Raw genomic sequence first — 26,814 nt, forward strand, 5'->3', positions numbered from 1 at the left:
AAATGGTTTAAGCAATGCCAATATTTACTTGTTATCTACAGTTTCACTGATTATCTCTTCACCGTCAACCTCTACTCGATATTGACCGGCTTCTCCTTCATCAAGGACAAGTGAGATAGTATGGTTGGTATCTTCGGTAATTTCTAAAGTATCCGCCACTTCAGCAATATCACTATCTTTATCATCGATAAAAATCTCAACATCTACAGGCTCTTGTTTTTCTTTCTTATCTTCGTCTTCTTTACTTGATGACTCAGACTCACTTTTTGGATATGGAATATTTAAAGATATTTGATAGGTTGTTTCTTCGGGTGGTGCTTGACCTAATGAGACAATCATATTGATCTGTGAGCCTGGTAAAAAGTCTCCATAACTTGGATCTTGTGACACGATTGCACCTTCTGGAACGGAATCACTATACACTTCTGTCGACACATTGACGATAAAACCTAAGGCCTCTAATTCGCTCTTAGCTGTCTCGAAATCATTACCTGTGTAATTAGTAATCGGAATCGGTTCATAACCGTCAGAAACTGTTAGTGTAATCTCGTCTTCACTCGGTTTAATTTCTGTACCATTTTCGACTGACTGTTTAATGACAGTACCCTCAGCTTGATCAGAATATTCATATTCTGTATTAATATTTTCAAAACCAGCCTTTTCTAAATCGCTGACTGCATCATCATAGTTACTACCTATAAAGTCAGACATCGTATAGGGCTCTTCACCTAAACTGACTAGCATATCGACTTCAGTTCCTCTTTCGATTTCAGTACCTGAGCGCGGCGTGGTTTCAATAATTTCTCCCTCTTCAAAACTATCATCATAGCTTTCTTCTACTTCACCTAAAATGAGTTCTTCGGTTTCTAGATAGTCAGTCGCTTCTTCTACTGTCATATTTTGTAGATTGTCTAAACTGACTGTCTCAGGTGGTCGATTGAGCAAAAAGAAGGCAGCAATTAAAATAGCGACTAAGAACAGTAAGATTAATAGAAGTATCCACGGCCATTTACGACGCTTCTTTTTTGTTTCTTTGGTCTCCCCTATCGGCACAGCAGACTGTGCTGACCCAGTTTTTTGAACAGGTTTGCTAACTGCTTCTTTTTTAGGTGTCGGCATTGGTGTGACTTTAGTTTGATCTAAAGCTTCTTTTTTTACTGGTACATAAGGTTTTGTTTCATCTTGATAATGTACAAGTGCCGACAGGACATCATCTGCATGACGATAACGGTTAAGCGGTTCTTTTTCTGTACATTTCATAATGATATTTTTTAGACCAATTGGAACTTCACGGTATTGATTGATATCTGGAAAAGGTTCTGAAATATGCTTGAGCGCAACGGAAACCGCTGTTTCTGCTTGGTATGGCAAAACACCTGTTAGTAATTCAAAGAGCATAACTCCAAAAGAATATATATCCGTTCTTTCATCCGTCGATTGTCCTTTAGCTTGTTCTGGTGAAATATATTGAACGGAACCAATCACTTGATTTGTTTCCGTCATCCGTGTTTCACTTAAAGCTTTAGCAATACCAAAGTCAGTAATCTTTACCTTGCCACTATCATCCATCAGAATATTTTGTGGCTTGATATCCCGGTGAATGATGCCGCGGTCATGGGCATGCTGGATACCTCTTAAGGTCATCATCGCAATGCTAATCACTTCATCAATGTCTATAGGATGATTCTTCATGATGTACTCTTTCAGATTAGGTCCGTGGACTACTTCGGTCACTAAAATATGGTACTCTTCTGTCTCATCGACATCAATTACACTCACAATATTCGGATGTGAAAGTTGAATTGTACTCTCTACTTCTCTTTGGAATCTCTTGACTGATTTTTCTTTATCTAGAGGATCAGCCTTGATCATTTTAACAACAACATCACGGTCTAAAATAATATCTTCGGCTAGATAGACTGAACTCATTCCACCACCGAGATATTTTGTAATTTTATAACGGTCAGACACGACTTTACCGATCAATTCGTGTCACCTCGCTTTAAATCCAAAATCACAAGGCTAATATTATCCTTAGACTTTTTATCTTCAGCCAGTTTTACCAGACTATCTGCTTTTTCTTCTAAACTTGAACTTGTTGTATACATCTGTTGATGAATTTCTTCTTTTCTTACAGTGTCTGTTAAACCATCAGTCGATAAAACCACGTAATCATATTGGCGTGCTCTTAATCTAAAGACATCTGCTTGGATCATTGCCTCAGTACCCATAGCACGTGTAATTAAATTACGTCTCGGATGATTTAAAGCTTCCTCTGGTGTAATTTCTCCACTTTGGACCAATACATTTACAAAGGTATGATCTTCAGTCACTTGTTCAATCTTGCGATTATTCATCACATAGGCCCTTGAATCACCCACACTTAGAACTAAGAGCAAGGAATCAATGACAGCGACTAGGACTAAGGTCGTTCCCATTCCTTTATATTTAGGTTCCTCTTCTTGGAAATCATACAGTGCACGATTGGTTTTCTCGACCAAGTCTTTTAAAAATCTTTCCGCTTCATCAATGTTAAAAAGATTTTTAACTTCCCAGGCAGCTTTTATTTTATCGTGTACGAACTGGCTCGCTACCTCACCATGTTCGTGTCCACCCATGCCATCTGCAATGAGTAATAAGGTTTGATCAGTACGATTATTAAAGTGACCTGTTACATCTTCATTTGTCTCTCTAAATCGGCCACAAATACTACGTTCAATTACTTTCAAGATAAACCCTCATTTCCGTCGGTCAGCTTTCAGTTTTTTTAAATCTAGCAATAAAGAAGCCATCTGTATCGTGTTCATAAGGGAGAATTTGTTTATATGGTCCCTTGAAGTCAAACGCTTCTAAAGTAAAGTCATCAAAGTCAATATCAGCATGTTTCTTTTTAAAAGTATATGCGACGTTTTCATTTTCTAATTGGTGAATCGTACAAGTTGAGTAAATTAAAACACCATTTGGTTTAAGGTATTTTTTTACATTATCCAGTATTTCTAACTGTAATTCAACGAGAGATTCAATAGTTTCTGAAGAACGTTCATATTTAATTTCAGGCTTCCTTTTTACAACGCCTAAACCAGAACAAGGTGCATCGACAATAATACGGTCAAAAGTCCCTCCGTAATCATCTTTGGCTGCATCTGCCATAAACGCTTCATAATTAGTATGCTTAAGACGCTTTCCTTCATTATCAATTAGGGCAATCTTATGCTCGTGTAGATCACCAAAACTTACAAAGCCACCCTCCATAGATTCAAGTGCATGCATCCCTTTACCGCCTGGAGCTGCACAAGCATCTAAAATCGTATCTCCATCACTCGGGTTTAAGGCTTTTTGAACAAACATAGAAGACACATCTTGAATGGCAAACAGGCCGTCTTTATAAGCTTGTGATCTAGTAATGCCTTGACCTTTTACTTTAATCGCATCTTCATGCAAATCTGACGTTTCAGCTTGATAGCCTTCTTCATTGAGACGGTTGATTAAATCTTGACGGTCAATGAGTTTTTTATTTATTCTTAAATACATTTGCGGACGCTTGTTAAGAGCAGCGAGAATTTTTTCAGTTTCATCATAGCTATAGTGTTTAAACCAATGTCTGATGACCCATTTAGGCATACTGTATTTAAGACTGAGTCGATGTGCATCATCTTTAATGTGATCAAAATCTGGACGTTCGCCTCTTAAATAGGCACGTAAAATACCATTGATTTGCTTAGAAGCTTGTAAGCCACCTAAGTCTTTAGCAATTTCTACCGCTTCATTAATAACTGCATAATCAGGCACTCTATCAAGATACTCAAACTGATAAACACTCATATGAAGAAGGTGTCTTTGCCAAGCCTTTAGTTTAGTTTTTATAAATGGCTTAATATAATACTCCAAAGTCAATTTATGTTGCAGTGTCCCGTATAGTAATTCCGTTAATAGACCACGGTCTTCATTGTTCAGTTCTTCAAAGCGCAGTGCTTCATTTAAGACAATGTTACTGTATGCTTTGTCATCAATGACTTCTTGGTACAGTTCAAGTGCCAAAGCTCTAACTGTCATAGTGTGCCCCCAATCTCTCACCAATTAAATGGCTATTATTACTAATAAAGTTTTTAGCATCTGATTTCTTTTTCCCTGATAATTGGACTTCTGTCAGATTAATTAAATATCCATCTCCAGTTACTACTGAAAAACCATCTTCAGTTTTTCCGACAATCGTACCAGCAGCTGCTTCTGATTTATCATCTGTTAATTTTGCTGAGAAAATCTTTAAACGCTTACCATCGACTGTTGTGTGACCAACCGGCCACGGGCTTAAGCCTCTTATATGATTGAAAACGTCTCTTACTGGTAAAGTAAAATCGATTACTTCATCACTTTTAGATATATTTGGACTAAAGGTCGCTTCTTGATCATCTTGTTTAATGCTATCATTCTCACCAGCGATAATTTTCGGCATTGTCTCATCTAATAATTTAGCCCCTAGCTGGCTGAGTTTTGTAAAGAGACTACCCGTATTATCATCGTCTTTAATTTCTATTTCAGCACTTGAAATGATATTACCAGCATCTAGTTTTTCTTCCATATACATAATGGTGACGCCTGTCTTATCGTCCCCATTAATTAGAGCACGGTGAATCGGTGCGCCACCTCTATGTTTAGGTAAGAGTGATGCATGCACATTAATCGCCCCGAGTTTTGCTAAATCTAGGACTCTCTTTGGTAGAATCTGACCAAAGGCTGCGGTAATCAGTAAGTCTGGAGATATTTCTTTAACTTTGTCATATGCTTCATCTGTTGTCATGGACTCAGGCTGATAAACTTCTATGCCTAAAAGTTTAGCGAGTACTGCCACCGGTGGGTCTGTCATAACCTTTTTTCGACCAACTGGTCTTGCCGGTTGAGTAATGACTAAATCCACCCCATATTTTTTATGAACTTCTTTAAGGATGGGCACAGAGAAGTCAGGTGTCCCCATGAAGATAATTTTTGTCATATTAAAACTCCTACATTATAAATTGTGGATCAACATCTATTTTTAAAGACAATCCCATTTTTTTATATAAATCAGTATATTTTTTATCTAAAAGAGTGAGGACTTCTAATAATTTCGGTTCTCTTTTATATTTTAACAATATTTGAAAGCGATGTTTATTTTTTATGCGCTCAATTGGACTCGGTGATGGACCGATGATATAGGTTTGATCACTCACACTAGCGACCAGTGTTTGATATATATCCGTCGTCGCTTTTAAACAATCTTCTACACTCTCACTCGAGACTGTAAATAAAACGTGAAAGTAATAAGGAGAATATCTTGCAAAACGTCTGTATGACATTTCTTTTTCGTAGAATTCTCGGTAGTTATTATCTTGAGCCAAGGTGACCGCATAATGTTCGGGATTATAAGTTTGAAAGATGACTTCACCAGCTAATTGATGTCTACCAGCTCTTCCTGCCACTTGAGTTAATAATTGGAAGGTGCGTTCATTCGCCCTAAAATCAGGTAAATTCAACATGGTATCAGAATTTAGAACGCCAACGAGAGTAACTTTCGGATAATCCAAACCTTTAGCAATCATCTGAGTGCCAAGTAGGATGGGAATTTCATCTTTTTCAAAGCGGTCGAGTAGAGCTTCATGTGTCCCTTTATTTTTTGTCGTGTCGACATCCATTCTAACAACATCGGTTAAGAAGGTATCTCTCAATATCTCTTCTACCTTCTCTGTTCCAGTCCCTCTAAAGGTCACTTCTGTAGAAGAACAATCTGCACACTGTCTTTTTATTCCTTCTTCATAACCGCAATAATGACACATTAAACTACCATTAGATTTATGATAGGTTAAAGAGATATCACAGTTCGGACATTGTGGGACGTGACCACAATTTTGACAGATTTGAAAGTTAGCAAATCCTCTTCTATTTAAGAGGAGGACTGTTTGTTCATTCTTTTCTATTCGGTCTCGAATGGCATCTTCTAACTTTCTCGATAAAATTCCTGAATTCCCATTTTTATGTTCTTCTGCCATATCAACAATCGTCGCAACGGGATGTGGTTGCATATTAGGACGCTCTAGTAGCTCAAAGCGTTTGTAGACCCCTTTTTCAGAACGTGCATAGGATTCTAAAGAAGGCGTAGCTGAGCCTAAGACGACGGGACAAGAGTGATATTTTGCTCTTAATTTGGCTACTTCCTTAGCATGATACATCGGTCTTTCAGATTGCTTATAGGTGGTTTCATGTTCTTCATCAATAATGATGATACCGAGCTTTTTAAATGGTGCAAAAATTGAAGAGCGTGCACCTACAGTTACACGTGCACGGCCATCCGATATTTTTCTCCATTCATCGTATTTCTCTCCATGACTTAAAGCAGAATGTAAGACCGCTACATCATCCCCAAAACGTGCTTTGAAGCGGTTGACCATTTGAGGGGTTAAAGCAATCTCAGGGACTAACATTATTGCATCTTCACCTTGGTCTAAGACTGTTTGAATCAGCTGTAGATAAACCTCTGTTTTACCACTACCCGTAACACCATGTAAAAGATAAGTATTAGCTTGATGTGTTTTAACATCATGGTTAATCTCTTCAAAAGCACGTGCTTGTTCTGGTGTTAAAGTTTTTACTTCATCTCTTTCAAAAATTTTATTATCAAAAGGGTCTCTCTCGACGACTTGATCAATTTTTTTCAAATATCCTTTTTTCTCTAACTCTCGAATAATACCTTCACTGTATCCTTGATCTTTTAAGTCGCTGACTAAGATTGGTTCAGAACTTTCTTCAATCACATGAAGTGCTTCTAATTGTTTTGGTGCTCGCTCTAAACTTGCCTTATTTAAATAGTTTGAAATCACTGCTTTTTGTGTTTTTTTACGAGTGTGCTGCTTAATTTCAATATCTTCATAAATCTCCTCTGTTTTTATATAAGGTAAGAGACTATGGAGTTCTTTACTGGTTAAGCTTTTCGTTTCAAGCACACCTCTTTTAACCAAACTATCATACATAAATTTAGCTTCAGCAGTCGCCGAATCATTTAATTTCAATACCTTTTTGGACTTAACTTTTAAAGCAGCTGGTAAAATTGTTTCGATTATTGATATATAAGGCTCTATATAGTAATTGGATAGCTTTTTCGACAGCTCAATTAATTCCTCGGTTAAAACCGGTTCTACATCCATGACCTTAACGATTTCTTTCACCTTATCTTTAGGAACATCACTTTCACTATGGATAGACATGACATAAGCCTGGACGTGTCTCGGCCCAAACGGCACAAATACTCGATGGCCAATTTTAATTACATCGAGTAAGTGTTCAGGAATTTTATAATCAAATAAACGGTTGACGTCTTTTGAATTGACGCTAACAATGACAGACGCAAACATTATTTTTTCACCCGGTCTTTGAGACTTTCTGCAATATTATTGGCAATTTGAGCTTTAGTATCTCTTTCAAAATGTACTTCTGTTTGATCTTTAAAGAGAATAGTCACTTCATTCTCGTCTGAGTTCATGCCGATGCTCGGATCTGACACATCATTCATAATAATCGCATCCGCCTGTTTACTTTCAAGTTTTCCTAGCGCGTAATTTTTCACGTCATGTGTCTCAGCTGCAAAGCCAACAACATACATAGACTCACTATTATGGCCGACATATTTTAGAATATCTGTTGTTTCTGTCAGTTCGATAGATGGTACTTGACCTCTTTGTTTTTTAATCTTGTTCGATTCTGGATGTTTAACTGTAAAATCAGAAACTGCTGCGGTGAAAATTCCAATATCAGCATCCATGTGTTCTTTAACTGCTTGGAACATGTCGTCAGTTGATTCTACATTAATCACTTTTACACCACTTGGGGCGCTTAAGTTTACTGGACCAGAAACGATCGTGACTAGCGCCCCTCTATTTTTAAAAGCTTCGGCAATACTATAACCCATCTTGCCACTTGAAAAGTTTGATAAAAATCTTATAGGGTCTAAGCGTTCACGAGTTGGTCCTGCTGTAATCAGTACTTTTTTACCTTGATAATCTTTTTTAAGGTTAAGCATGTCTTCGATTTTTTCAACGATCTTCGGCACATCAGCAAGTCTTCCTTTGGCATTATAGCCACATGCTAAAAATCCTGTTTCAGAGTCGATGAATTCCACACCTTGTGTGCGCAGTTTATCGATATTCTCTTGTACCGAATCTTGTCTTAACATATGAACATTCATTGCTGGGGCCATAAGGACTGGTTTAGTATTCGCAGCTAAGACATTTAAGAGCATATTGTCGTAGATTCCGTTAGCATATTTACCGATGGTATTGGCAGTTACTGGTACCACCGCAATAATATCTGCCCATTCACCAATCTTAATATGTGCAATTTGACTTGGGTCTTCTTCTAAGAAAGTATTGATGTACACATGATTTCTAGAAATTGCCTGAAATGCTAATGGTGTTACAAACTCCATAGTGTTATCCGTCAAAACAACTCTAACCGCATGGCCTCTTTGAATGAGTTTACTCGTTAGATCAATTGCTTTGTAACTGGCAATTCCACCAGTCACACCTAAGACTATATTTGCCAATATTTTCACCTCTTAAAAAAAGCTGACAATTTCTTGTCAGCCTTTAGTTTTTATCTATTATTTAGCTACAGTAACTTTGCCTGCTGCGATTTCTTCTAAGGCATAACCCACATTTTTCTTTGAAAGATATGAATCAAGCACTGTCTTATCTGGATGTTCTTGTAGGTATCTTGCTCTTTTAGCCGCCATTGAGACGATAAGGTATTTTGAATTTACATGTTTTTTTAATTCATGTGCTGCTGGGTATAACATTAATTATTAGCCTCCAATAAAAGTTTTCTAAGCTTATTTTCAACACGAGAACGTTCTAAATGACTCGCTTCTACTATACATTGTACTCTTTCACGTGCTGTTTCAACATCGTCATTAATAACAACATAATCGTATAGATTCATCATGTTTAGTTCTCTTTTTGCTTCGCTGATACGGTAATCGATTACTTCCTTAGAGTCAGTTCCGCGTCCAATCAAACGTTCTTCTAGTTGAGCAAGTGTTGGTGGTGCTAAAAAGATAAAGAGTGCATCAGGGAATTTTTCCCTCACTTGTTTGGCACCTTCAACTTCAATTTCTAGAAAAACATCGTGTCCTTCTGCGATAGTATCCTTGACATAATCCACAGGGGTACCGTAGTAGTTTCCTACATATTTTGCATACTCGATAAACTTATCTTGTTCGATAAGTGTCTCGAATTCCTCTTTTGACTTGAAGAAGTAGTCTACTCCGTCGACTTCGCCTTCTCTTTTGTCTCTAGTTGTCATTGAAATAGAATATTTAAAATTAGTCTCAGGATGATCGAAAATTGCTTTTCTTACTGTGCCTTTTCCGACTCCAGAAGGTCCTGAGAGAACGATGAGTAAACCTTTATCAGATACCATGGAATGTAACCTTTCTAATTTTGATTACTTCTTAATGTACCATAGTTTTCACTATTTTTCATCATTAAAGCCGACTTTAATATCTATTCATGTTAAAATAAGAAGAATCATTTTGAGGAGGAATTACAATGGCCTTAGACGGAAATTTTACTCATGCTCTAGTAGCTGAATTGTCATTTTTAATCGGTGGAAAAATTAATAAAGTTCACCAGATGGATCAATCAACTACCTTACTCAAAATGCGTGCGGCAGGAAAAAACCATCAACTCTTAATCAGTAGTCACCCTATGTATGCAAGATTTCATATCAGTCAGGAAAAATATGAGTTTCCTTTTGAACCACCTATGTTTGCTCGCATACTGCGTAAGCATATTGAAGGTGGTATTATTACTGATCTCAAGCAAATAGGAAATGACAGACTCGTTGAAATTCATGTGCGTGCTATCAATGAACTTGGCGATGATATAAAGAGAATCCTCATCTTAGAAATAATGGGACGTCACGCTAATATCATTTTGACTGATGATGAATATAAAATCATCGATAGCATTAAACACTTAACTCCGAATAATAATGCGAGAACTGTTATGCCAGGCTTTACCTATGAACAACCTCCAACAGATAAAAAACTCAATCCTAGAAGTCAAGAAATTGATGACTTAGTGAAGTTTATCGATTGGAATAGAGGTAAAGTTAAACGCCAAATTTTAAGTCATGTGGAAGGTTTTTCACCTGTCTTCATAGATGAAATAGAACATAGAGCAGGACTTTTAACACAGCATAATTTATTACCTACAATTAAAGAAGTAATGAAGGATGCTGAAGATATAGTACCTGTATTTTATGATTTGAAGCGTCCAGTGTTTTACCATACGCCTCTCACCCACTTAGGTGAGGCTGATAAAACGTTTGAAAACTTAAGTGAATTACTGGATGATTTTTATCATAAAAGAGCACGTCAGAGTATGATCAAACAAAAAGCTAATGACTATTATCAGGTCATCGAAAGAGAACATGCTAAAACACTGCGTAAAATCGATAAGTTAAAAGAGGATTTATCAGAAGCTAAAGAAAAAGAAAAGTATCAAAAATATGGTGAGTTAATCACTGCTTATATGCACACTATTAAACCTTATAGTCAAACAGTTCGGGTGTTAGATTATTACACAGACCAAGAAATTGACATTCCTCTAGTCGACCATCTATCTCCAGCTGATAATGCACAGCGTTATTACAACAAGTATAACAAGTTGAAAAAACGCGAAAAGCTAGCAAGAAAACAGTTGGATATTGCACGTATGGATGTTGAGTATTTTTCAAATCTTCTACATCAAATGGAGACTATAACGACAGAAGACGAAGTTGAAGAAATCCGTCAGGAATTAGTAGATGAAGGAATTCTAAAAGCTAAAAAGTCAAACAAGAAGAAAAAGAAAAGCAAGCAAGTTAAACTTCATGAGTTTAAGACATCTAATGGTTTACCTGTTTTTGTCGGTAAGAATAATAAGCAAAATGATTACCTTACAAATCGTAAGGCTCAAAACAATCATTTGTGGTTCCATACCAAAGACATTCCAGGTTCACATGTCGTCATCGCTCACAACAGCAGTGATATCTCAAAAGAAGATATCTTGGAAGCAGCTATGCTTGCAGCCTATCACTCTAAGGCTGGACAATCTGCTTCAGTGCCGGTGGATTACACTGAAATTAAACATGTTAAAAATATACCAGGTACCAAACCAGGTTTTGTCACCTATAGTGAACAAACCACAGTCAACGTGACCCCGGATGAAGATAAAGTTAAAGAAATGAAAGTATAAAAAATGGTGATCAGTAGACTGATCACCATTTTTTTCTATAGACTATCTCTAAAGTTTTTAACAATATCGACACCGCTTTGATCAATTGTTCCTTTATCTAAAGCACACTCTAAGAGTTCATCTAAATTTAAGAGAATTTCTAGATTGTAACCGAGATCAGTAAATTTTTCTCTTACCCCTTCAATACCATATGTAAATATTGCAAGTACTGTGACAACATTTGCCCCATTCTCTTTTAAAGCCTCAAGTGCTTTTATACTTGATCCTCCAGTTGATATAAGATCTTCAACTAAGACAACATTTTTCCCTTCGACATCCGCACCTTCAATTTGACGTGCAGTACCGTGGGCTTTTTTACTACTTCTCACATAAGCAGATGGTCTGTCTAGACGATCAGCTAAAAGTGTCGCATGAGGAATGCCAGCTGTTGCGGTGCCTGCAATAACATCAATTTCATTTAAATCGGTACCGTTTAATAGAGTGGTTTTTAAGTGGTCAATAACCTGACGGTGAGCCTTGATGTCACTTAATATTTGTCTATTATCACAATAGATGGGCGATTGTATGCCACTTGTCCAAGTAAAAGGCTCATTTGGTGATAGTTTAACAGCATTCAAATCCAATAAAATATTTGCGATTTCTCTGGTCATTTTTCCATCTCCCACAGTGACTTAATTTCCTTATATGCTTGAACTGGATTGTCGCTTCTTGTAATCGGACGACCTACAACGATATAGTCTGAACCTAAAAATCGTGCGCGTTCTGGTGTGACAATGCGAATTTGATCATCCGCTTCATTTTCACTTAAACGAATGCCTGGCGTAACAGTTAAAAATTCACTGTCGATTTCATTATGGATTAAACGACTCTCTAAAGGAGATGATACTACTCCATCTAAGCCTGCTTTATAGGCAAGTTCAGCATAGTGTAAGACACTGTCTGTCATGCTCAAGTTTGTAGCTTGTTCTTTTTGCATAGTCGCTTCAGAAGTCGAAGTTAACTGGGTCACAGCAATGATCTTACCTGTTGAGTTAACTTCTCTAAATGCAAGACATGCTTCCTTCATCATATCAAAGCCACCCATAGCGTGAACATTGACCATGTCTACATCCATACGTCCGAGCACTGACATCGTTCTTTTAACAGTCGTTGGAATGTCATGTAATTTTAAATCTAGAAAGACTTGATGGCCTAAACTTTTAAGATGTTTGACAATCGAAGGTCCGGTTTGCATATACAGTTCCATACCAACTTTGACATATAGCGGTTCATCAAACTGTTCTAGAAATTTATCCGCTTCACTTAAGTCAGGAAAATCCAAGGCAATAATAATAGAATTCGTCATAGTTCTCTCCTCTTATAAATGTGCTCGTCCTTTTATGTCATGAATGTGAGATAGACCCATATCAGCCACTCTATCTTCAAGCTGTTCAATGAGTTCCTTACAAATCATGGGGTTGGTGAAGTTCATTGTGCCAATAGCTACAGCATCCGCACCAACACTTAGAAAGTCTAAAACATCATCGACTGACTGAATGCCACCCATACCGATGATTGGCATATTTGGCAATGCTTGTCTGACTTGATATAACATATTAAGCGCAACTGGCTTAATTGCAGGTCCACTTAAACCACCTGTCTTATTGGCAAGTATCGGTTTACCAAATTGATCAAGGCGCATACCAATTAAAGTATTGATCATCGTTATGCCATCAGCATAATCTGCGACACTGTTGGCAATGTCGACAATATTTGTCACATTCGGTGACAACTTCACATAGACAGGTTTTTCAGAGACAGCTTTAACAGCCTTAGTTAAAGTTTCAGCTGATTTTGGATCAGTACCAAATTGAAGACCACCAGACTTAACATTTGGGCAGGATATATTGAGCTCAATTGCCTTGACTACAGGTGAGGCTGAAATTTTTTTAGTCACTGCCACATAATCTTCAACAGCTGTACCCGCAACGTTTGCAATAATTGGAACGTCATAGTCTTTTAAATACTCTAGTTCATTAAGAATAATTGAATCGACACCTGGATTTTGAAGACCAATTGCATTTAGCATACCACTTTGTGTTTCTGCAACTCTTGGTGTTTTGTTACCTAAACGTTCATGTTCAGTTGCTGCTTTAATCATGATCGCTCCGAGGTCAGATAGATTATAAAGTTTTGAGAATTCTTTACCAAAAGAAAAGCAACCAGAAGCAGGCATAATTGGATTCTTTAAATCGAGGCCTGGTAGTGAGATGGCGAGTTTATCCTTCACAGCACGACCTCCCCTTTTTCAAAGACAGGACCCTCAGTACAGATCTTAACTTGTCCTCGACTTTTTGTCTGACAAACACAGGCATAACAAACTCCAAAGCCACAACCCATTCTTTCTTCTAGAGAAAGTTCACCAGGTATCGTCAGTGTATTTTCTAGAACTTTTAACATAGCAATCGGTCCACATGCATAAAATTTATCGAAGTCTTCTTTTAAATTTTCAATGACATCTGTCACAAAGCCACTTTCTCCATATGTGCCATCTGCGGTTGCGATATAGGTATCGCCTAGCTTTTTAAAGTTATCTTCATAGAAGACATCTTCTTTACTATTAAAACCAAGAACATGTGTCGTTTTAAGACCTTTATCGTTCAATTGTTTAGACAGTTCATATAAAGGTGGCACACCGATGCCACCACCTACTAAAAGTATATGTTTCTCATCTTTAAGATGGTCTAAATTATAGCCATTACCTAATGGCATTAATATATCCAATGAGTTCCCTTTAGAAAGTGTGGATAGTTTGTAAGTCCCTGACTGCCCATTCCCTACTCTATATACTAGTGTGAGCGTTGAGTGATCAGTATCAATTGATGCGATGGAAATCGGTCGTCTTAAAACATGCTCTGTAGACGGACTCACTCTAATATGGACGAATTGGCCAGGCTTTAATTGATATTTACTTAAGTCAACTTTAATTGTTAACTCGTAAATATTATGAGCAAGTTCTCGATTAGATAAGACAGTTGATAGTTCAAGCATGAGGCACCTCACTCTTACATATTTTTATAAACAATCTGACCACCAGCTACTGTTAGCACAATATCACTGTTTAAAGTTTCTCCGTGAAAAGGTGTATTTTTAGATTTTGATAGAAATTCATTTTTATCTAAAGTATATTCTCTATCGAGATCGATAACAGTAAGGTCTGCTCTTCGACCTTTTTCTATAACACCAGTTTTTAGCTTAAATACTTGAGAAGGCTTAACTGTCATCCAATCAATTAATTGTTGAAGGTCAAACACCTTATTTTTAACTAGCTTGGTATAGAGTAGTTGAAAGGCATTTTCAATACCGACAATACCAAATGGTGCTTTTTCAATACCGACTGCCTTCTCATCATCTTGATGAGGGGCATGATCTGTTGCTATAAAATCAATGGTGCCATCTTTTAAACCGTCAATAAGAGCTTGTCTATCTTCACTACTTCTTAATGGTGGATTCATCTTAAAGTTTGGATCTTTTTCTGTGATGTCATTTTCATCTAAGACTAGGTGATGTGGTGTCACTTCAGCAGTCACTTTAATGCCTGCCTTCTTAGCATCGCGTATAACTCGGACACTCTCTTTACAAGAGACGTGACAGACGTGATAGTGACAGTTTGCTGCTTCAGCTAAGAGTACGTCTCTTGCAATTTGAACGGCTTCAGTAATATTGGGAATACCCGGAACCCCTAGTTCTTCACTTTTTTTACCTTGATGGATTGCTCCACCATAGATCAAAGAGTTCTCTTCTGTATGAGCCACAATTGCCATATCTAGTTTGGCTGCTTCTTGCATGGCTCTATACATCATGTCGGCACTTTGAACACCTACTCCGTCATCAGTAAAGGCAAATACCCCCTGTTCTTTAAGCGCTTTAAAATCAACAAGTTCATCACCTTTAAGCCCTTTAGTGATAGAAACATATGGTAGGACTTCAATCGCCGCATCACTCTTAATTTTATCGTTTAAAGTTTTAAGTTTTTCTGTATCATCGATGATTGGTTTGGTATTAGGCATAGGACAGATGGTTGTAAAACCGCCTCTAGCCGCAGCTTTAGTCCCTGTCTTAATAGTCTCCTTATGTTCAAAACCAGGTTCTCTTAAGTGTACATGTACATCTACTAAGCCTGGAACCAAGAGATACCTTTGACAGTCTATCACTTCACCTGTTGTAGATAAATTTTGACCAATTTCTTTTATGCGTCCATCTTCGATTAAGACGTCCGTTAAACCTTCCTTAGATGAAAGCGTAGCGTTCTTTAAGAGCATTGACATGTGATTTTCCCCCTTCTAAAACTGATTCAAGAATGCTCATGCGCATATAGACACCATTTGTCATTTGTTGGAAGATGACACTTTTATCGCATTCTACTAGATCATCTGTAATTTCTACCCCTCTATTAATCGGTGCAGGATGCATAATGATTGCATGAGATTTCATACGGTTTAAGCGTTGGTTGTTCATACCATACTGTTTGTTATATTCTTCTTTTTGTAGTTTTTCAAATGATTCATGTCTTTCATGTTGTACTCTTAAAAGCATGACGACATCACAGTTTTCAACTGCATCGTCTAGACTGATATAAGGCACATTTAAAGTCGGGTCTTGTAAGAGTTCTGGTCCTGAGAAATACACATCTGCACCCATTTTACTTAGGGCTTGAGCATTACTTTTAGCCACTCTTGAGTGTTTAATGTCACCGACTATAGCAATTTTTAAACCAGCGAGTTGGCCAAATCTTTCGTAGATGGTCATCATGTCCAATAAACTTTGAGTCGGATGTGAACCACTACCATCGCCGCCGTTGATGATTGGAATATTAAGAGACTGTAATTCACTGTAGTACTTATTATCAGGATGTCTAATGACTAAAGCATCGGCACCGATTGCTTCGAGTGTCTTACAAGTGTCATAGAGCGATTCACCTTTAGATACAGAACTCGTTGCGACATCAAAGGGTAATTGTGTTAAGTTTAGTTTTTTCTCTGCCATTTCAAAACTCACTTTTGTTCTAGTCGAGTTTTCATAAAATAAATTAACAACTGTTTTGTCGCTTAAGCTCATCATAGGACTGCCATTTTTAATGTCTATTGCTCTTGTGATTAAAGATACGATATCTGAGGCAGCTACTTCTTCCATTGATAATAAGTTTTTCATTTATTCCATCCCCTTGTCTGGTAAGATCAGATTTAAAATAATTCCTATAACTGCTGCGAGTGCCATTCCTTCTAAATTAAAAGGAATATCTCCGATAGTGAAGTCTAAGTGCGCTTTACCAATTCCAACAACTAAAATAACTGATGCAATGACGAGATTTCTTTTATTGTCTAAGTTTGTTCTATCATCTATTAACATGCGTAAACCACTTGCTGCTATGATTCCAAAGAGGAGTATAGAAACCCCACCCATGACTGGACTCGGTATCGATTGAACAACTGCCGTAAATTTACCAACGAAACCGAGAATGATAGCAAGAACCGCAGCACCACCAATCACCCAAGTTGAAAAGATTCTAGTGATGGCAAGGACGCCTATGTTCTCTCCATAAGTTGTCGTTGGAGGTCCACCGATTATGCTCGAAAACATAGTTGCCAAACCGTCTCCAAAAATCGAGCGATGGAGTCCTGGCTTTACGAAGAAGTTTCTGCCGACAATTTTATTGATAACTAACTGGTGACCAATGTGCTCAGAGATGGTGACAAAAACTATCGGTAACATTACTATCATGAGTCCGATATTCATTGCTGGTGTATAGTCTCTAAAAGGAAGGTAGAGTTCCGGTAACATTAACCAACTTGTTGACTTGATGATTTCAAGGTCAACTATGCCAAAGATTAAGGCTGTAATATAACCACCGACAATCCCGATTAATATAGGTATCAAACCTAGAACACCTTTTAAAAAGATTGAGGCGAGTATTGTGATGGTCAGAGTAATCAGAGCAACTGTGATATAGGTTAAGCTATAGCCTTCTTGATTACCGGAGTCCGTATACATCGCCATGTCCACCGCAACTGGCGCAAGTCCAAGACCGATAACCATGATGACTGGACCGACTACGATAGGCGGTAACATTTTCATGATCCATTTGGTGCCTATCCCTTTAATAATCAGTGCAATTAGCACGTACAGGACACCAGAAAAGAATAAGGCTGTTAGTACCTCACCAAGTGTGTTCGCTCCAAGCGCTATGGTAATCGGTAGGATAAAAGCAAAGCTTGACCCAAGATAGGCAGGAATTTGCCCTTTTGTTACTAAGATATAAATCAAGGTTCCTACACCACTCGCAATCAATGCTGCACTCACTGGTAGTCCCGTTAAAAAAGGAACTAAAACTGTCGCGCCAAACATGGCGAAAAGATGCTGGGAACTAAGCAGTAAACCTTGTAAAAACTTTGGCCTCTCATTAACATCTAACTTTGGCTCCACCGTTCTTTGGAAAATCTCTTCTTCAGTCATCATCAATTATCCCCTTTTAAGTTATTGTATTGTTACACTTGATTCTCCGTCGTACTCTTCAAGTAAGACTATGACTTTTTCTGTTTTAGAAGTCGGAATATTTTTTCCGATGTAATCCGGTCTGATTGGCAACTCCCTGTGGCCTCTGTCCACTAAAATCGCAAGGGAAATTGTTCTTGGTCTTGCCTTATTTAAAATAGCGTCAATTGCAGCTCTTATCGTTCTCCCTGTCTCTAGTACATCGTCTACAATTACTACATGTTTTTTACTGTAATCTCCTTCACTGACTATCGCATCTTTTGTATCGATATCAGCGGGACGATCGTCTCTATAAGCTGAAGTATCAATCGTTCCGACTGGAACTTTCACACCTTCAATCGCTACGATTCTTTCTTGAATTCTTTTGGCGAGATGTTCACCCCGAGTTTTAACACCGAGTATGACTATGTCTTCTGGACCTTTGTGTTTTTCAAGAATTTCATGTGCCATTCTTGTCACTGCTCTTTTTATTTGAGCCTCATCCATTATTGTTTTTTTAGTCATTTTATATCCTCCATTTATACAAAAAAATACTCATGTCTTTAAAAAAAGACATGAGTATATAATATACAATATATTAGGCATGATGCGCTGACTCAATCCATCCGGCATCGAGTCCATCATTACCATCACGTCTTCTTAGCCTCTCTGGACTAAAATTTAAAGACTTCGTACTTATTTGATTTTGTTTATCATAACAATCCTTGTTTACTAAGTCAACGATTTTTTAGAGTTCAGACTTTTTTAAGTCATCTAAAATCTCTGTAAAATATTGAGGGAGTTCAGACTTAAATTCTAAATACTCACCTGTTTTAGGATGAATAAAGCCAATCACACCTGCATGTAGTAATTGTCCATCTGTCTCTATAGTCTTTCTTGGTCCATACTTAGGATCTCCTGCTAAATGATAACCAATGTACTTCATGTGCACTCTAATTTGGTGAGTACGTCCTGTTTCAAGTACACATTCCACCAAAGTGAAATCCTTAAAGCGCTCAAGAACATTGAAATGTGTTACCGCATCTTTACCATCATCAACAACTGCCATTTCTTGGCGTTCTTTTGGATTACGTCCAATTGGTGCTTCAATCGTACCTAAATTATGAGGAATCACCCCATGAACTAAGGCTGTATATTTTCTAGTTACGGTTTTTGCCATCAACTGTTCGACTAAATGCCTGTGCGCAATATCGTTTTTAGCGACCATTAAGAGTCCACTTGTGTCCATATCGATACGATGTACAATACCTGGTCTTAGTTCGCCGTTGATACCGGATAAGTGATCTAATTGATACATCAGACCATTTACTAAAGTGCCTGAGGCATGCCCTGCAGCTGGGTGAACGACCATACCACGTGGTTTATTTACCACTGCAAGATCTTCATCCTCATAGACTATATCCAGATGTAAATTTTCTGGAACGATATCTGACTCGACATCTTCTCTTTCAAAAAATTCAATCTCATCGCCAGTTTTGACCTTGTAGTTTGGTTTAACTTGTTTTTGATTAACCAAGATATGTCCTGATTTCAGTCTGTTTTGAATATCAGTACGTGAAATATCATCCACCTTAGTCGTTAATAAGGCATCCAATCTTTGACCTTGATCATCACTTGTAATAATTATTTTCATATTTGTTTTTTACCTCTTCCCGTTACAAACACTTCTAGTAACAACATCACGACTCCGACGGTTAAGGCACTATCTGCAACATTAAAAATTGGAAAATCGTAGTTGAAGATTAAAATATCGACAAAATCTACGACTTCTTGAAATAGTAAGCGGTCGATAAAGTTACCTATCGCTCCAGCCATAAGTAGGGTGATACCGATTTGCATCATCCAGTTGTCACGCGCTTCTGACTTGTAGAAATATACTAAGAAAATCAATACTACCACAGTAATGATATAGAAAAACAGCATGCGACCTTGGAAAATTCCCCAAGCCGCACCGCTATTTCTATGTGAGGTAATACTTAAAAACTCTCCTAAAAGTGGAATTGATTCCCCGAGCGACATCTGTGTCGCTACGAGGTACTTTGTAAGTTGATCAAGCGCTAAGACAATAAGCAAAACGATTGTCATCGGTACAATTCTATACTGTTTCATTTTTACAGTGAGTCCACAACTTCTCGACAACGCGGACAAATGTCATCGTCATGATTTACGAGAGATTCAGCTGTTGAATAGTTCCAGCAACGATTACAACGTTCGCCGTCTGCATGTTCAACCTTCACAGTCACATTATCAAAGCTCTTACCATCTTCTAACTTATCTACAACTTCTACTTGAGAGACGATAAAGAACTGAGCAAGGCTACCACGAATGTCATCTAGATTTAAATCTGTCGGTTCTGTTAAAGTCACTTTAGCATCTAATGACTTACCGATCACTTTTTCGTTTCTTGCTTCTTCTAGAGCTTTATAAACGTCATCACGGACACTCATGAATTTACTCCATTTTTCAATGAGTGCTTCATCAGTTTCCTCACGTTCAGGATAATGTTCTAAGTGAACACTTTCTTTATCTGTATATGGTGTGTGTTCATAAATCTCTTCTGCAGTGTGAACTAAGACAGGTGCTAAGATTAAGTTTAATTCTTTTAGAATCTTATACAAGACTGTCTGTAAGCTGCGTCTGATAGGTGCATTTTCTTTCTCGATATACAAGATATCCTTACCGTAGTCTAAATAGAAATTAGATAGATCCACATTGATAAAGTTCTGAACCGTTTGGTACATCGTCACATAATCATATCTTTCATAAGCATCTAACATGAATGTTTTAAGCTTATTAAAACGATTGTACATATACTTGTCTACTTCGAATAAGTCATCATAAGACACTGCATCTTCTTTAGGGTTAAAGTCATTCACATTACCGAGTAAGAATCTAAAAGTATTACGGATTTTACGATAAACTTCAGATACTTGTTTTAAGATGTCGTCAGAAACTCTAACATCTTCTTGGAAGTCTGATGACATGACCCATAGACGAATAATGTCTGCACCCATTTGCTGCATGACTTTAGTTGGTAAAATAACATTACCAAGCGATTTAGACATCTTCTTACCTGCGCCGTCCATGACAAAGCCGTGGCTCAGTAATTCCTTATATGGTGAATGGCCTTTAGTTGCCACACTAGTAATCAATGATGAGTTGAACCAACCACGATACTGGTCAGAACCTTCAAAGTATAAATCTGCTGGATACGTTAGATAGTCTCTGTAATCTAAAACGCCTCGGTGAGTCGACCCAGAATCAAACCAAACATCCATGATATCTGTTTCTTTAGTAAATTCACCATTCGGTGATCCTTCGTGACTGAAGCCTTCTGGTAGTAAATCTTTTGCATCCCATTCAAACCAAATGTTTGAACCATGTTCTTCAAATAGTGTTGCAATGTGTTCGATAACATCTACATCGATGATTTCTTGACCATTTTCTGCATAGAAGAACGGTAGTGGAACACCCCATACACGTTGACGTGAAATGACCCAGTCTCCTCTATTTTTAATCATGTTGTACATGCGTTTACGGTTCCATTCAACTTGGAATTTTGTATCCATTAAAGCATCCAAGATATCTTGTCTCACACCATCAATTGAAGCAAACCACTGTGGTGTCGCACGGAAGATTACTGGTTTTTTAGTACGCCAATCATGTGGATATGAGTGAGTATAGAATGACAGTTTGACTAGTGCACCTGCTTCTTCTAAATCTTCTGTGATGACTTTATTAGCATCATCATAGAACAGTCCTTCGTATTTACCAGCCTCAGCTGTAAAGACACCTTTGTCATCTACAGGACTTAGAACATCCAAGCCATACTGTTGACCCACTTTAAAGTCATCATCCCCGTGACCTGGTGCTGTATGAACGACTCCTGTACCCGCTTCAGTTGTGACGTGGTCACCAAGTATAACAAGGCTCTCACGGTCAACTAATGGATGACGTGCGACAAGTCGATCAAGCTCTGCACCTTTAAATTCCTTAGTGCGAGTAATCTCTTCTTTATTGAAGTCGACTTCTTCACAGAAATGATCGAGTAAATCTTCAGCTACAATGTACTCTTCTCCTTGATAGTTAAATTGAACATAATTTAAATTTTTGTGAACGGCAAGTGCTAAGTTTGATGGAATCGTCCATGGAGTTGTTGTCCAAATGACAAATTTCACACCATTTTCTACGACACCTTTACCATCTGTAACTTCAAAAGTGACATAGATAGACGGTGATTTTTTATCCTTGTATTCTAATTCCGCTTCAGCAAGAGACGATTCACTAGTAGGTGACCAATAAATTGGTTTTTTACCTTTGTAAATAAGCCCTTTTTCAACCATATCTTTTAAGACACGTACTTGTGATGCTTCAAATTCTGGTTTGTAAGTCAAATATGGATTATCCCATTCACCATCTACACCCATACGTTTAAATCCGTCTCTTTGGATGTCAATTTGAGAGTTGGCAAATTCAATACATTTATTTCTAAATTCTTCAATCGTCATCGACTTTCTGTCGACACCTTTGTTAGTCAGAGCTTGTTCAATTGGCAGTCCATGTGTATCCCAACCAGGTACATAAGGTGAGTAGTAACCTTGCATCTGTTTATTACGGATGATAAAGTCCTTGATAATTTTGTTAAGCGCATGGCCCATGTGTAAATTACCATTCGCATAAGGGGGTCCATCATGTAAGACAAAAGGTGTGTTACCTTCATTTAACTTTAATTTTTTCTCATAAAGTCCAATTTCTTGCCAGTGTTCTTGCATCTTAGGTTCTTTATTGACTAAGCCGCCACGCATTTTAAATTTTGTTTTCGGCATGAGTAGAGTATCTTTATAGTCCATTTGATTTTCTCCTTTGATAAATAAAAAGACTCTAAGCAAGAAGGGACGATTAACCGCGGTACCACCCTTTTTGACTGCTTAGAGTCCTCTTAAAAGTTTATTTTTTCTAAATCATTAGTGATAGTCAGCCTTCATCTTCGTCAGGGCTCTCACCTTCCCCTGATCGCTGGATACCAATGAACACTTTCCTTGTCTAATAATACATATTAATTATGCTAAATTTCTTAACTTTCGTCAATGTTATTTACTTATTTTTCCGTTTCTTCTTCATCTAATTTAAGTAGATGTTCCCAATCGTCTGTCTCAATTAAATCTAATTGAGCTTGAATGAGTAGTTTATATCTTGCTCTAAATATCTTAGCATTGTTTTTTAGCTCTTCTGTATAGCGTGTCATTTTAGCTGCATCATTACGTGCATGCTCGATAATTTTTTCAGCTTCAATTTCTGCTTTCTGAATTATACTATCACCGTGATTTTGAGCTCTTAATTTAATGTCATCACCAGCTTTTGTAGCAGATAAAATCGCCTCATGTATAGAGGTTTCTACACTCTTAAAGCTGTTTAAGTTCTCTTGACGTTCGTTTAACATCTCTTCAAGTTGTTTGATACGCTCATCTTTACTGTCGATGATATCTGCAAGAGAAGATAAATGTTGTCTCACAGCTTGTTCATCTAAACCTCTATAGACAGTATTAAATTTCTTTTTAATTATTTCATCTCGATTCATATTTACACCTCAATCATCTGTAACGATTTTGATTTCTAATCGATACTTTCCTTTTTTTGTTTCAGCTATTTGCTCGGCGACAAAAAAGCGTCCAAAGCTTCTGACTGAAACAACATCGCCACTTTCTATTATAAACGATGGCTCATCGACAATCGAGTGATTCACTTTCACTTTTCCTTTCTCAATTCTTTCTTTGGATTTTGCTCGCCCTTCTTTTAACACATTGGCAACAACTGCATCAATGCGATATGAACTACTTAAAATATTAACCGTTTTTGTTGGAATTTTTGATTCAATAAATTCTTCATGTGGAATTTCTTTTAAGTTAATCGGAGCGTTCTTAATCTTGTTTAAAGAACGGATAAAAACATCTTTGATAGTAGATGATACAGCAAACTGAATACTGTCAGCGATAACGATATCACCGATGACTGAACGATCTAAACCAAGACTCATAATAGCACCTAAGATATTACGATGGCTTAAGCTCACAAATTTTTCAGGATATGACATTTCAAACACAGTAATTTCAAAATCATTTAAATTGACGTCTATATATTCAGGAACTAAGAGCGCTCGCATACGTTCTCTTTCTGAGTTCTCTCCGCCTCCATAATAGTGTACAGAAATATCATCGTAATAACCGCTTAAACTATCTACCATAGTTCTTTCTCTAGGGTTTAAAAAATCAGTTAAGACGGCATAGTATTGATTAGATGCTTGCTCAAATTTACCATTGAGCAAGGTAAGTACATTATGTTCCTCTTTTCTAAAATGTTGAAAAATTTCTTTCATATTTTCTTACCACCTTGAAAATTATAGCCGCACTGTTAACAGCGCGGCTAGTACACATCATTCAATTGTTTAATGAAGCCAGATAAACAAGACTTTGAATATTTCATTCATACCTCTACCAAATAAGTTCAAGATAATGATTAGGACAATTGGAGAGAGATCTAACATACCACCAATAGGTGGAATTAGTTTTCTAAAAGGTTCTAACAACGGCTCGTAAACTTTTCCTAAAAAGACTCCAAAAGAAGACTCTCTAAGCGCTGGTAACCATGATGATAAAATATAGATAATTAAGCCCCATGTGAATATTGGCCACACAAAATTGAAGAATTGAACAATGTAAATCAATATTTGAATTAATAATGAATTATCCAAAGCAATTCTCCTTACATGTCATCGAAATATTCTTCTTTGTCGGAAATTTCACCCTCAACACCAAAACTCGCAGGTGTACAGAGGAAAATATCTGCGCCAACTTTTTGAATATCGCCTTCCAAAGCATATACTGTCCCACTTAAAAAGTCCACTATTCGCTTTTTAGCGACATTATCAATCTTCGTTAAATTTACCAAAGCCGCTCTTTTAGACTTTAATTCATCTGCAATATCTTGTGTTTCTGCAAAGACCCTAGGTTCAAATAAGCAGACCTTTGTATTCTGATTGTTAGTAGCCATCGTCTTTTTCTCCCCACGGTTAATCGTTTCAGTTTTAGCCGTAGTCTTTTTCGGACTCTGCTTTGTTTTACTTTGAACGACACTTGATTTTTTATCGTTTTTGTTAACGTCTATCAACTTTGAATTTGTTTGTGATTTATCTCTGTTTGATAAATCAGTTTTTTGTCGGCTGGGTTTAGTGTTTTCAGATTTAATATTTGTTACCTTTGTAATTTTGTCATTATTTCTCGTTTCTTTGTAAGGCTCTACTTCCTCTTCAACATCAACGACAAATAAATCTTTAATAAACTTTGTTATTGCCATAAAATCACCTAGCTCCCCATTATTTTACTCCCAACACGTATGTATGTCGCCCCATAGTTCAATGCGATTTGATAATCATTGCTCATACCCATGCTAAGCTCAGTAACGGTTGGATACTTTTCTTTGACTTGGTCACGAAGTAAAGCTAAACCTTTGAAAGTGTCTTCGATTACAGACTCGTCATCAGTATGTGGTGCCATCGTCATCAAACCGATTACTTTGACATATTTATATTGTGAAAGTGTCTCTAAGAAATCTTCAACTTGGTTAGGTTGTAAACCATGTTTTGACGATTCATCTGAAACATTTACCTGTATAAAACAGTTTACAATATGATGAGCAGCAGTTTCAATTTTTTTTGCAACACTTTCACGCTCAAGCGAATGCAAATAATTTAAATCTTCAATGACATCTTTGACTTTTCTAGATTGCATAGTGCCAATAAAGTGCACTTCTGCATCTTCAGGTAAGGCTTTTCTTTTTTCGATAAAGCCTTCTACCCTATTTTCTCCAAAGTGTCTTACGCCCGCTTCATAAGCTTCAAGTGTTTCTTCCACACTGTGATATTTAGTGACTGCAATAATATGAGCAGAATCTCCAACTTCTTTTTTGATTTTTTCGTAATTTTCTTTAATCATCAGTCTATTTCCTCCCAATAAAAGCAAGTGCACGTCCTGTATTGCCTTTTTCAAGACGGTAAGAAAAGAAAGGTGTCTCTTCTGTCCCAAAATCACTGACATAAATCTGCTGATCACTAAGCCCAGCATCTCTTGCTTGTTGTTGATTAATTTTTTTTAAATCTAAATTATATCCAGTTCGGGTCTTTACAACTGCATCCAACGGATAGCTAAGTTGATCGATGACATTTTTATCGACTTCATAATGACTACCGCTAATGCCTGGACCGATAGCCACTCTAAGATCCTCGATTCTCCCCTGATACACATCGATTAGTTTCTTAGTAATTTCTAAAGAAGTGCCTCTCCAACCCGCATGCACAAGGCCATGGAAATTATCAGTCTCACTCCATATATACACTGGTATACAGTCAGCGTAATTCATAGTTAATAAAATTCCAACTTCATACGAATAAATACCATCAACATCATAAAAGTTATCCGTAAGTTGACGTGAGTTTAAGCCTCGGTGATCACTTGTCACTTCTTTAATATTCGCACCGTGTTTTTGAATGGGTAGCATCCAATGGTTGACTGGAAAATTAATTTCTTTTGCTAACATATCTTGATGTTGATGCACATTTTTTTCATCATCACCGATGTATAAGGCCATATTAAAACTATCTTCAGGATAAGCACTTAAACCGTTTGACCTTTTGGTGTAACCAAGTACAATGTCGTCATTTAAAGCACCGACAAAATGATTGAAATGTCTAAATGTATATTTATTTTCCAAATGATTACCACCTATAAGTAAAGGAGATATTGGGTTAACAATATCTCCTTTAGAAATTCTAACTATATATTCGATCGTTTATCTTCTGCGTCTATCTCTTCTTGAACTATTGCCTTTTAAGAAAGTAGGTACATCTGGCTCATCTTGTCCACGATTATCGTGTCCGCCTCGTCCTTGAGAAAATTGATCGTCTTCAGTAATATCTCTTGAATCATAATTTGGTGTTTGAGAGAAATTAGAACCGCCACCGCGAGAC

General features: G+C 37.2%; 26 protein-coding genes. 1 reads left to right on the top strand and 25 read right to left on the bottom strand.

The window, feature by feature from the left end:
• Positions 1-24: 24 nt before the first annotated feature.
• The 8 genes from pknB to gmk are packed head-to-tail and all read right to left on the bottom strand — an operon-like array spanning position 25 to position 9,444.
• Entirely contained in the window at positions 25-1,986 is a 1,962-nt protein-coding gene (gene pknB / locus JEOSCH030_RS08140) for a Stk1 family PASTA domain-containing Ser/Thr kinase (protein WP_235962259.1), read from the bottom strand.
• Positions 1,983-2,729: a Stp1/IreP family PP2C-type Ser/Thr phosphatase gene (locus JEOSCH030_RS08145; protein WP_185126095.1), complete on the bottom strand. Its 747-nt coding sequence runs from the start codon at positions 2,727-2,729 to the stop codon at positions 1,983-1,985. Before JEOSCH030_RS08145 ends, pknB begins: the two co-directional genes overlap by 4 nt.
• Before the next feature lie 22 nt (positions 2,730-2,751).
• On the bottom strand, positions 2,752-4,053 hold the full coding sequence (gene rsmB, locus JEOSCH030_RS08150) for a 16S rRNA (cytosine(967)-C(5))-methyltransferase RsmB (protein ID WP_185126096.1): 1,302 nt from the start codon (positions 4,051-4,053) through the stop codon (positions 2,752-2,754).
• Complete coding sequence (gene fmt / locus JEOSCH030_RS08155) at positions 4,043-4,990, bottom strand: methionyl-tRNA formyltransferase (RefSeq protein ID WP_185126097.1); 948 nt, start codon at positions 4,988-4,990, stop codon at positions 4,043-4,045. The genes rsmB and fmt overlap by 11 nt, the downstream gene beginning before the upstream one ends.
• 10 nt (positions 4,991-5,000) lie before the next feature.
• Positions 5,001-7,382, bottom strand: a complete 2,382-nt coding sequence (gene priA, locus JEOSCH030_RS08160) for a primosomal protein N' (RefSeq protein WP_185126098.1) — start codon at positions 7,380-7,382, stop codon at positions 5,001-5,003.
• Entirely contained in the window at positions 7,382-8,569 is a 1,188-nt protein-coding gene (gene coaBC, locus JEOSCH030_RS08165) for a bifunctional phosphopantothenoylcysteine decarboxylase/phosphopantothenate--cysteine ligase CoaBC (protein ID WP_185126099.1), read from the bottom strand. Before coaBC ends, priA begins: the two co-directional genes overlap by 1 nt.
• 57 nt (positions 8,570-8,626) lie before the next feature.
• A complete protein-coding gene (rpoZ, locus tag JEOSCH030_RS08170) occupies positions 8,627-8,821 on the bottom strand; it encodes a DNA-directed RNA polymerase subunit omega (RefSeq protein WP_185126100.1) in 195 nt (64 codons plus the stop codon).
• Positions 8,821-9,444 carry a guanylate kinase gene (gmk, locus tag JEOSCH030_RS08175; protein ID WP_185126101.1) on the bottom strand — a complete coding sequence of 208 codons (624 nt, stop codon included), beginning with the start codon at positions 9,442-9,444 and terminating at the stop codon, positions 8,821-8,823. Before gmk ends, rpoZ begins: the two co-directional genes overlap by 1 nt.
• Positions 9,445-9,572: 128 nt before the next feature.
• Between gmk and JEOSCH030_RS08180 the strand changes: the two genes are divergently transcribed.
• On the top strand, positions 9,573-11,264 hold the full coding sequence (locus tag JEOSCH030_RS08180) for an Rqc2 family fibronectin-binding protein (protein ID WP_185126102.1): 1,692 nt from the start codon (positions 9,573-9,575) through the stop codon (positions 11,262-11,264).
• 35 nt (positions 11,265-11,299) lie between these two features.
• Here the strand turns inward: JEOSCH030_RS08180 and pyrE are convergent, their stop codons facing one another.
• The 17 genes from pyrE to JEOSCH030_RS08265 form a co-directional block, all read right to left on the bottom strand.
• Positions 11,300-11,914 carry an orotate phosphoribosyltransferase gene (gene pyrE / locus JEOSCH030_RS08185; protein WP_185126103.1) on the bottom strand — a complete coding sequence of 205 codons (615 nt, stop codon included), beginning with the start codon at positions 11,912-11,914 and terminating at the stop codon, positions 11,300-11,302.
• Positions 11,911-12,609: an orotidine-5'-phosphate decarboxylase gene (gene pyrF, locus JEOSCH030_RS08190; RefSeq protein WP_185126104.1), complete on the bottom strand. Its 699-nt coding sequence runs from the start codon at positions 12,607-12,609 to the stop codon at positions 11,911-11,913. Before pyrF ends, pyrE begins: the two co-directional genes overlap by 4 nt.
• A 12-nt stretch (positions 12,610-12,621) precedes the next feature.
• Positions 12,622-13,533 (bottom strand): dihydroorotate dehydrogenase, encoded by a 912-nt coding sequence (locus JEOSCH030_RS08195; RefSeq protein WP_185126105.1) that lies wholly within the window; start codon positions 13,531-13,533, stop codon positions 12,622-12,624.
• Positions 13,530-14,294 (bottom strand): dihydroorotate dehydrogenase electron transfer subunit, encoded by a 765-nt coding sequence (locus JEOSCH030_RS08200; RefSeq protein ID WP_185126106.1) that lies wholly within the window; start codon positions 14,292-14,294, stop codon positions 13,530-13,532. The genes JEOSCH030_RS08195 and JEOSCH030_RS08200 overlap by 4 nt, the downstream gene beginning before the upstream one ends.
• A gap of 14 nt (positions 14,295-14,308) precedes the next feature.
• Complete coding sequence (locus JEOSCH030_RS08205; protein WP_185126107.1) at positions 14,309-15,571, bottom strand: dihydroorotase; 1,263 nt, start codon at positions 15,569-15,571, stop codon at positions 14,309-14,311.
• Positions 15,534-16,454 carry an aspartate carbamoyltransferase catalytic subunit gene (locus tag JEOSCH030_RS08210; RefSeq protein WP_185126108.1) on the bottom strand — a complete coding sequence of 307 codons (921 nt, stop codon included), beginning with the start codon at positions 16,452-16,454 and terminating at the stop codon, positions 15,534-15,536. Before JEOSCH030_RS08210 ends, JEOSCH030_RS08205 begins: the two co-directional genes overlap by 38 nt.
• Positions 16,455-17,756, bottom strand: coding sequence for a solute carrier family 23 protein (locus tag JEOSCH030_RS08215; RefSeq protein ID WP_185126554.1), 1,302 nt, complete (start codon positions 17,754-17,756; stop codon positions 16,455-16,457). It lies immediately after the preceding gene.
• 21 nt (positions 17,757-17,777) lie between these two features.
• Positions 17,778-18,299, bottom strand: a complete 522-nt coding sequence (pyrR, locus tag JEOSCH030_RS08220) for a bifunctional pyr operon transcriptional regulator/uracil phosphoribosyltransferase PyrR (protein WP_185126109.1) — start codon at positions 18,297-18,299, stop codon at positions 17,778-17,780.
• 223 nt (positions 18,300-18,522) lie between these two features.
• Positions 18,523-19,428 carry an RluA family pseudouridine synthase gene (locus JEOSCH030_RS08225; RefSeq protein WP_185126110.1) on the bottom strand — a complete coding sequence of 302 codons (906 nt, stop codon included), beginning with the start codon at positions 19,426-19,428 and terminating at the stop codon, positions 18,523-18,525.
• Positions 19,425-19,904, bottom strand: coding sequence for a signal peptidase II (lspA, locus tag JEOSCH030_RS08230; RefSeq protein WP_185126111.1), 480 nt, complete (start codon positions 19,902-19,904; stop codon positions 19,425-19,427). Before lspA ends, JEOSCH030_RS08225 begins: the two co-directional genes overlap by 4 nt.
• A 2-nt stretch (positions 19,905-19,906) precedes the next feature.
• Entirely contained in the window at positions 19,907-22,645 is a 2,739-nt protein-coding gene (gene ileS / locus JEOSCH030_RS08235) for an isoleucine--tRNA ligase (RefSeq protein ID WP_185126112.1), read from the bottom strand.
• A gap of 248 nt (positions 22,646-22,893) precedes the next feature.
• On the bottom strand, positions 22,894-23,373 hold the full coding sequence (locus JEOSCH030_RS08240) for a DivIVA domain-containing protein (protein ID WP_185126113.1): 480 nt from the start codon (positions 23,371-23,373) through the stop codon (positions 22,894-22,896).
• Positions 23,374-23,382: 9 nt separating this feature from the next.
• Positions 23,383-24,168 (bottom strand): YlmH family RNA-binding protein, encoded by a 786-nt coding sequence (locus tag JEOSCH030_RS08245; protein WP_185126114.1) that lies wholly within the window; start codon positions 24,166-24,168, stop codon positions 23,383-23,385.
• Positions 24,169-24,237: 69 nt separating this feature from the next.
• Entirely contained in the window at positions 24,238-24,543 is a 306-nt protein-coding gene (locus JEOSCH030_RS08250; RefSeq protein ID WP_185126115.1) for a YggT family protein, read from the bottom strand.
• 11 nt (positions 24,544-24,554) lie between these two features.
• Positions 24,555-25,145: a cell division protein SepF gene (locus tag JEOSCH030_RS08255; protein ID WP_185126116.1), complete on the bottom strand. Its 591-nt coding sequence runs from the start codon at positions 25,143-25,145 to the stop codon at positions 24,555-24,557.
• A gap of 8 nt (positions 25,146-25,153) precedes the next feature.
• Positions 25,154-25,783 (bottom strand): YggS family pyridoxal phosphate-dependent enzyme, encoded by a 630-nt coding sequence (locus JEOSCH030_RS08260; RefSeq protein WP_185126117.1) that lies wholly within the window; start codon positions 25,781-25,783, stop codon positions 25,154-25,156.
• Positions 25,784-25,787: 4 nt separating this feature from the next.
• A complete protein-coding gene (locus JEOSCH030_RS08265; protein ID WP_185126118.1) occupies positions 25,788-26,558 on the bottom strand; it encodes a polyphenol oxidase family protein in 771 nt (256 codons plus the stop codon).
• Positions 26,559-26,814 lie beyond the last annotated feature (256 nt).

This window comes from Jeotgalicoccus meleagridis, assembly GCF_903994045.1.
Lineage (GTDB): Bacteria > Bacillota > Bacilli > Staphylococcales > Salinicoccaceae > Jeotgalicoccus > Jeotgalicoccus meleagridis.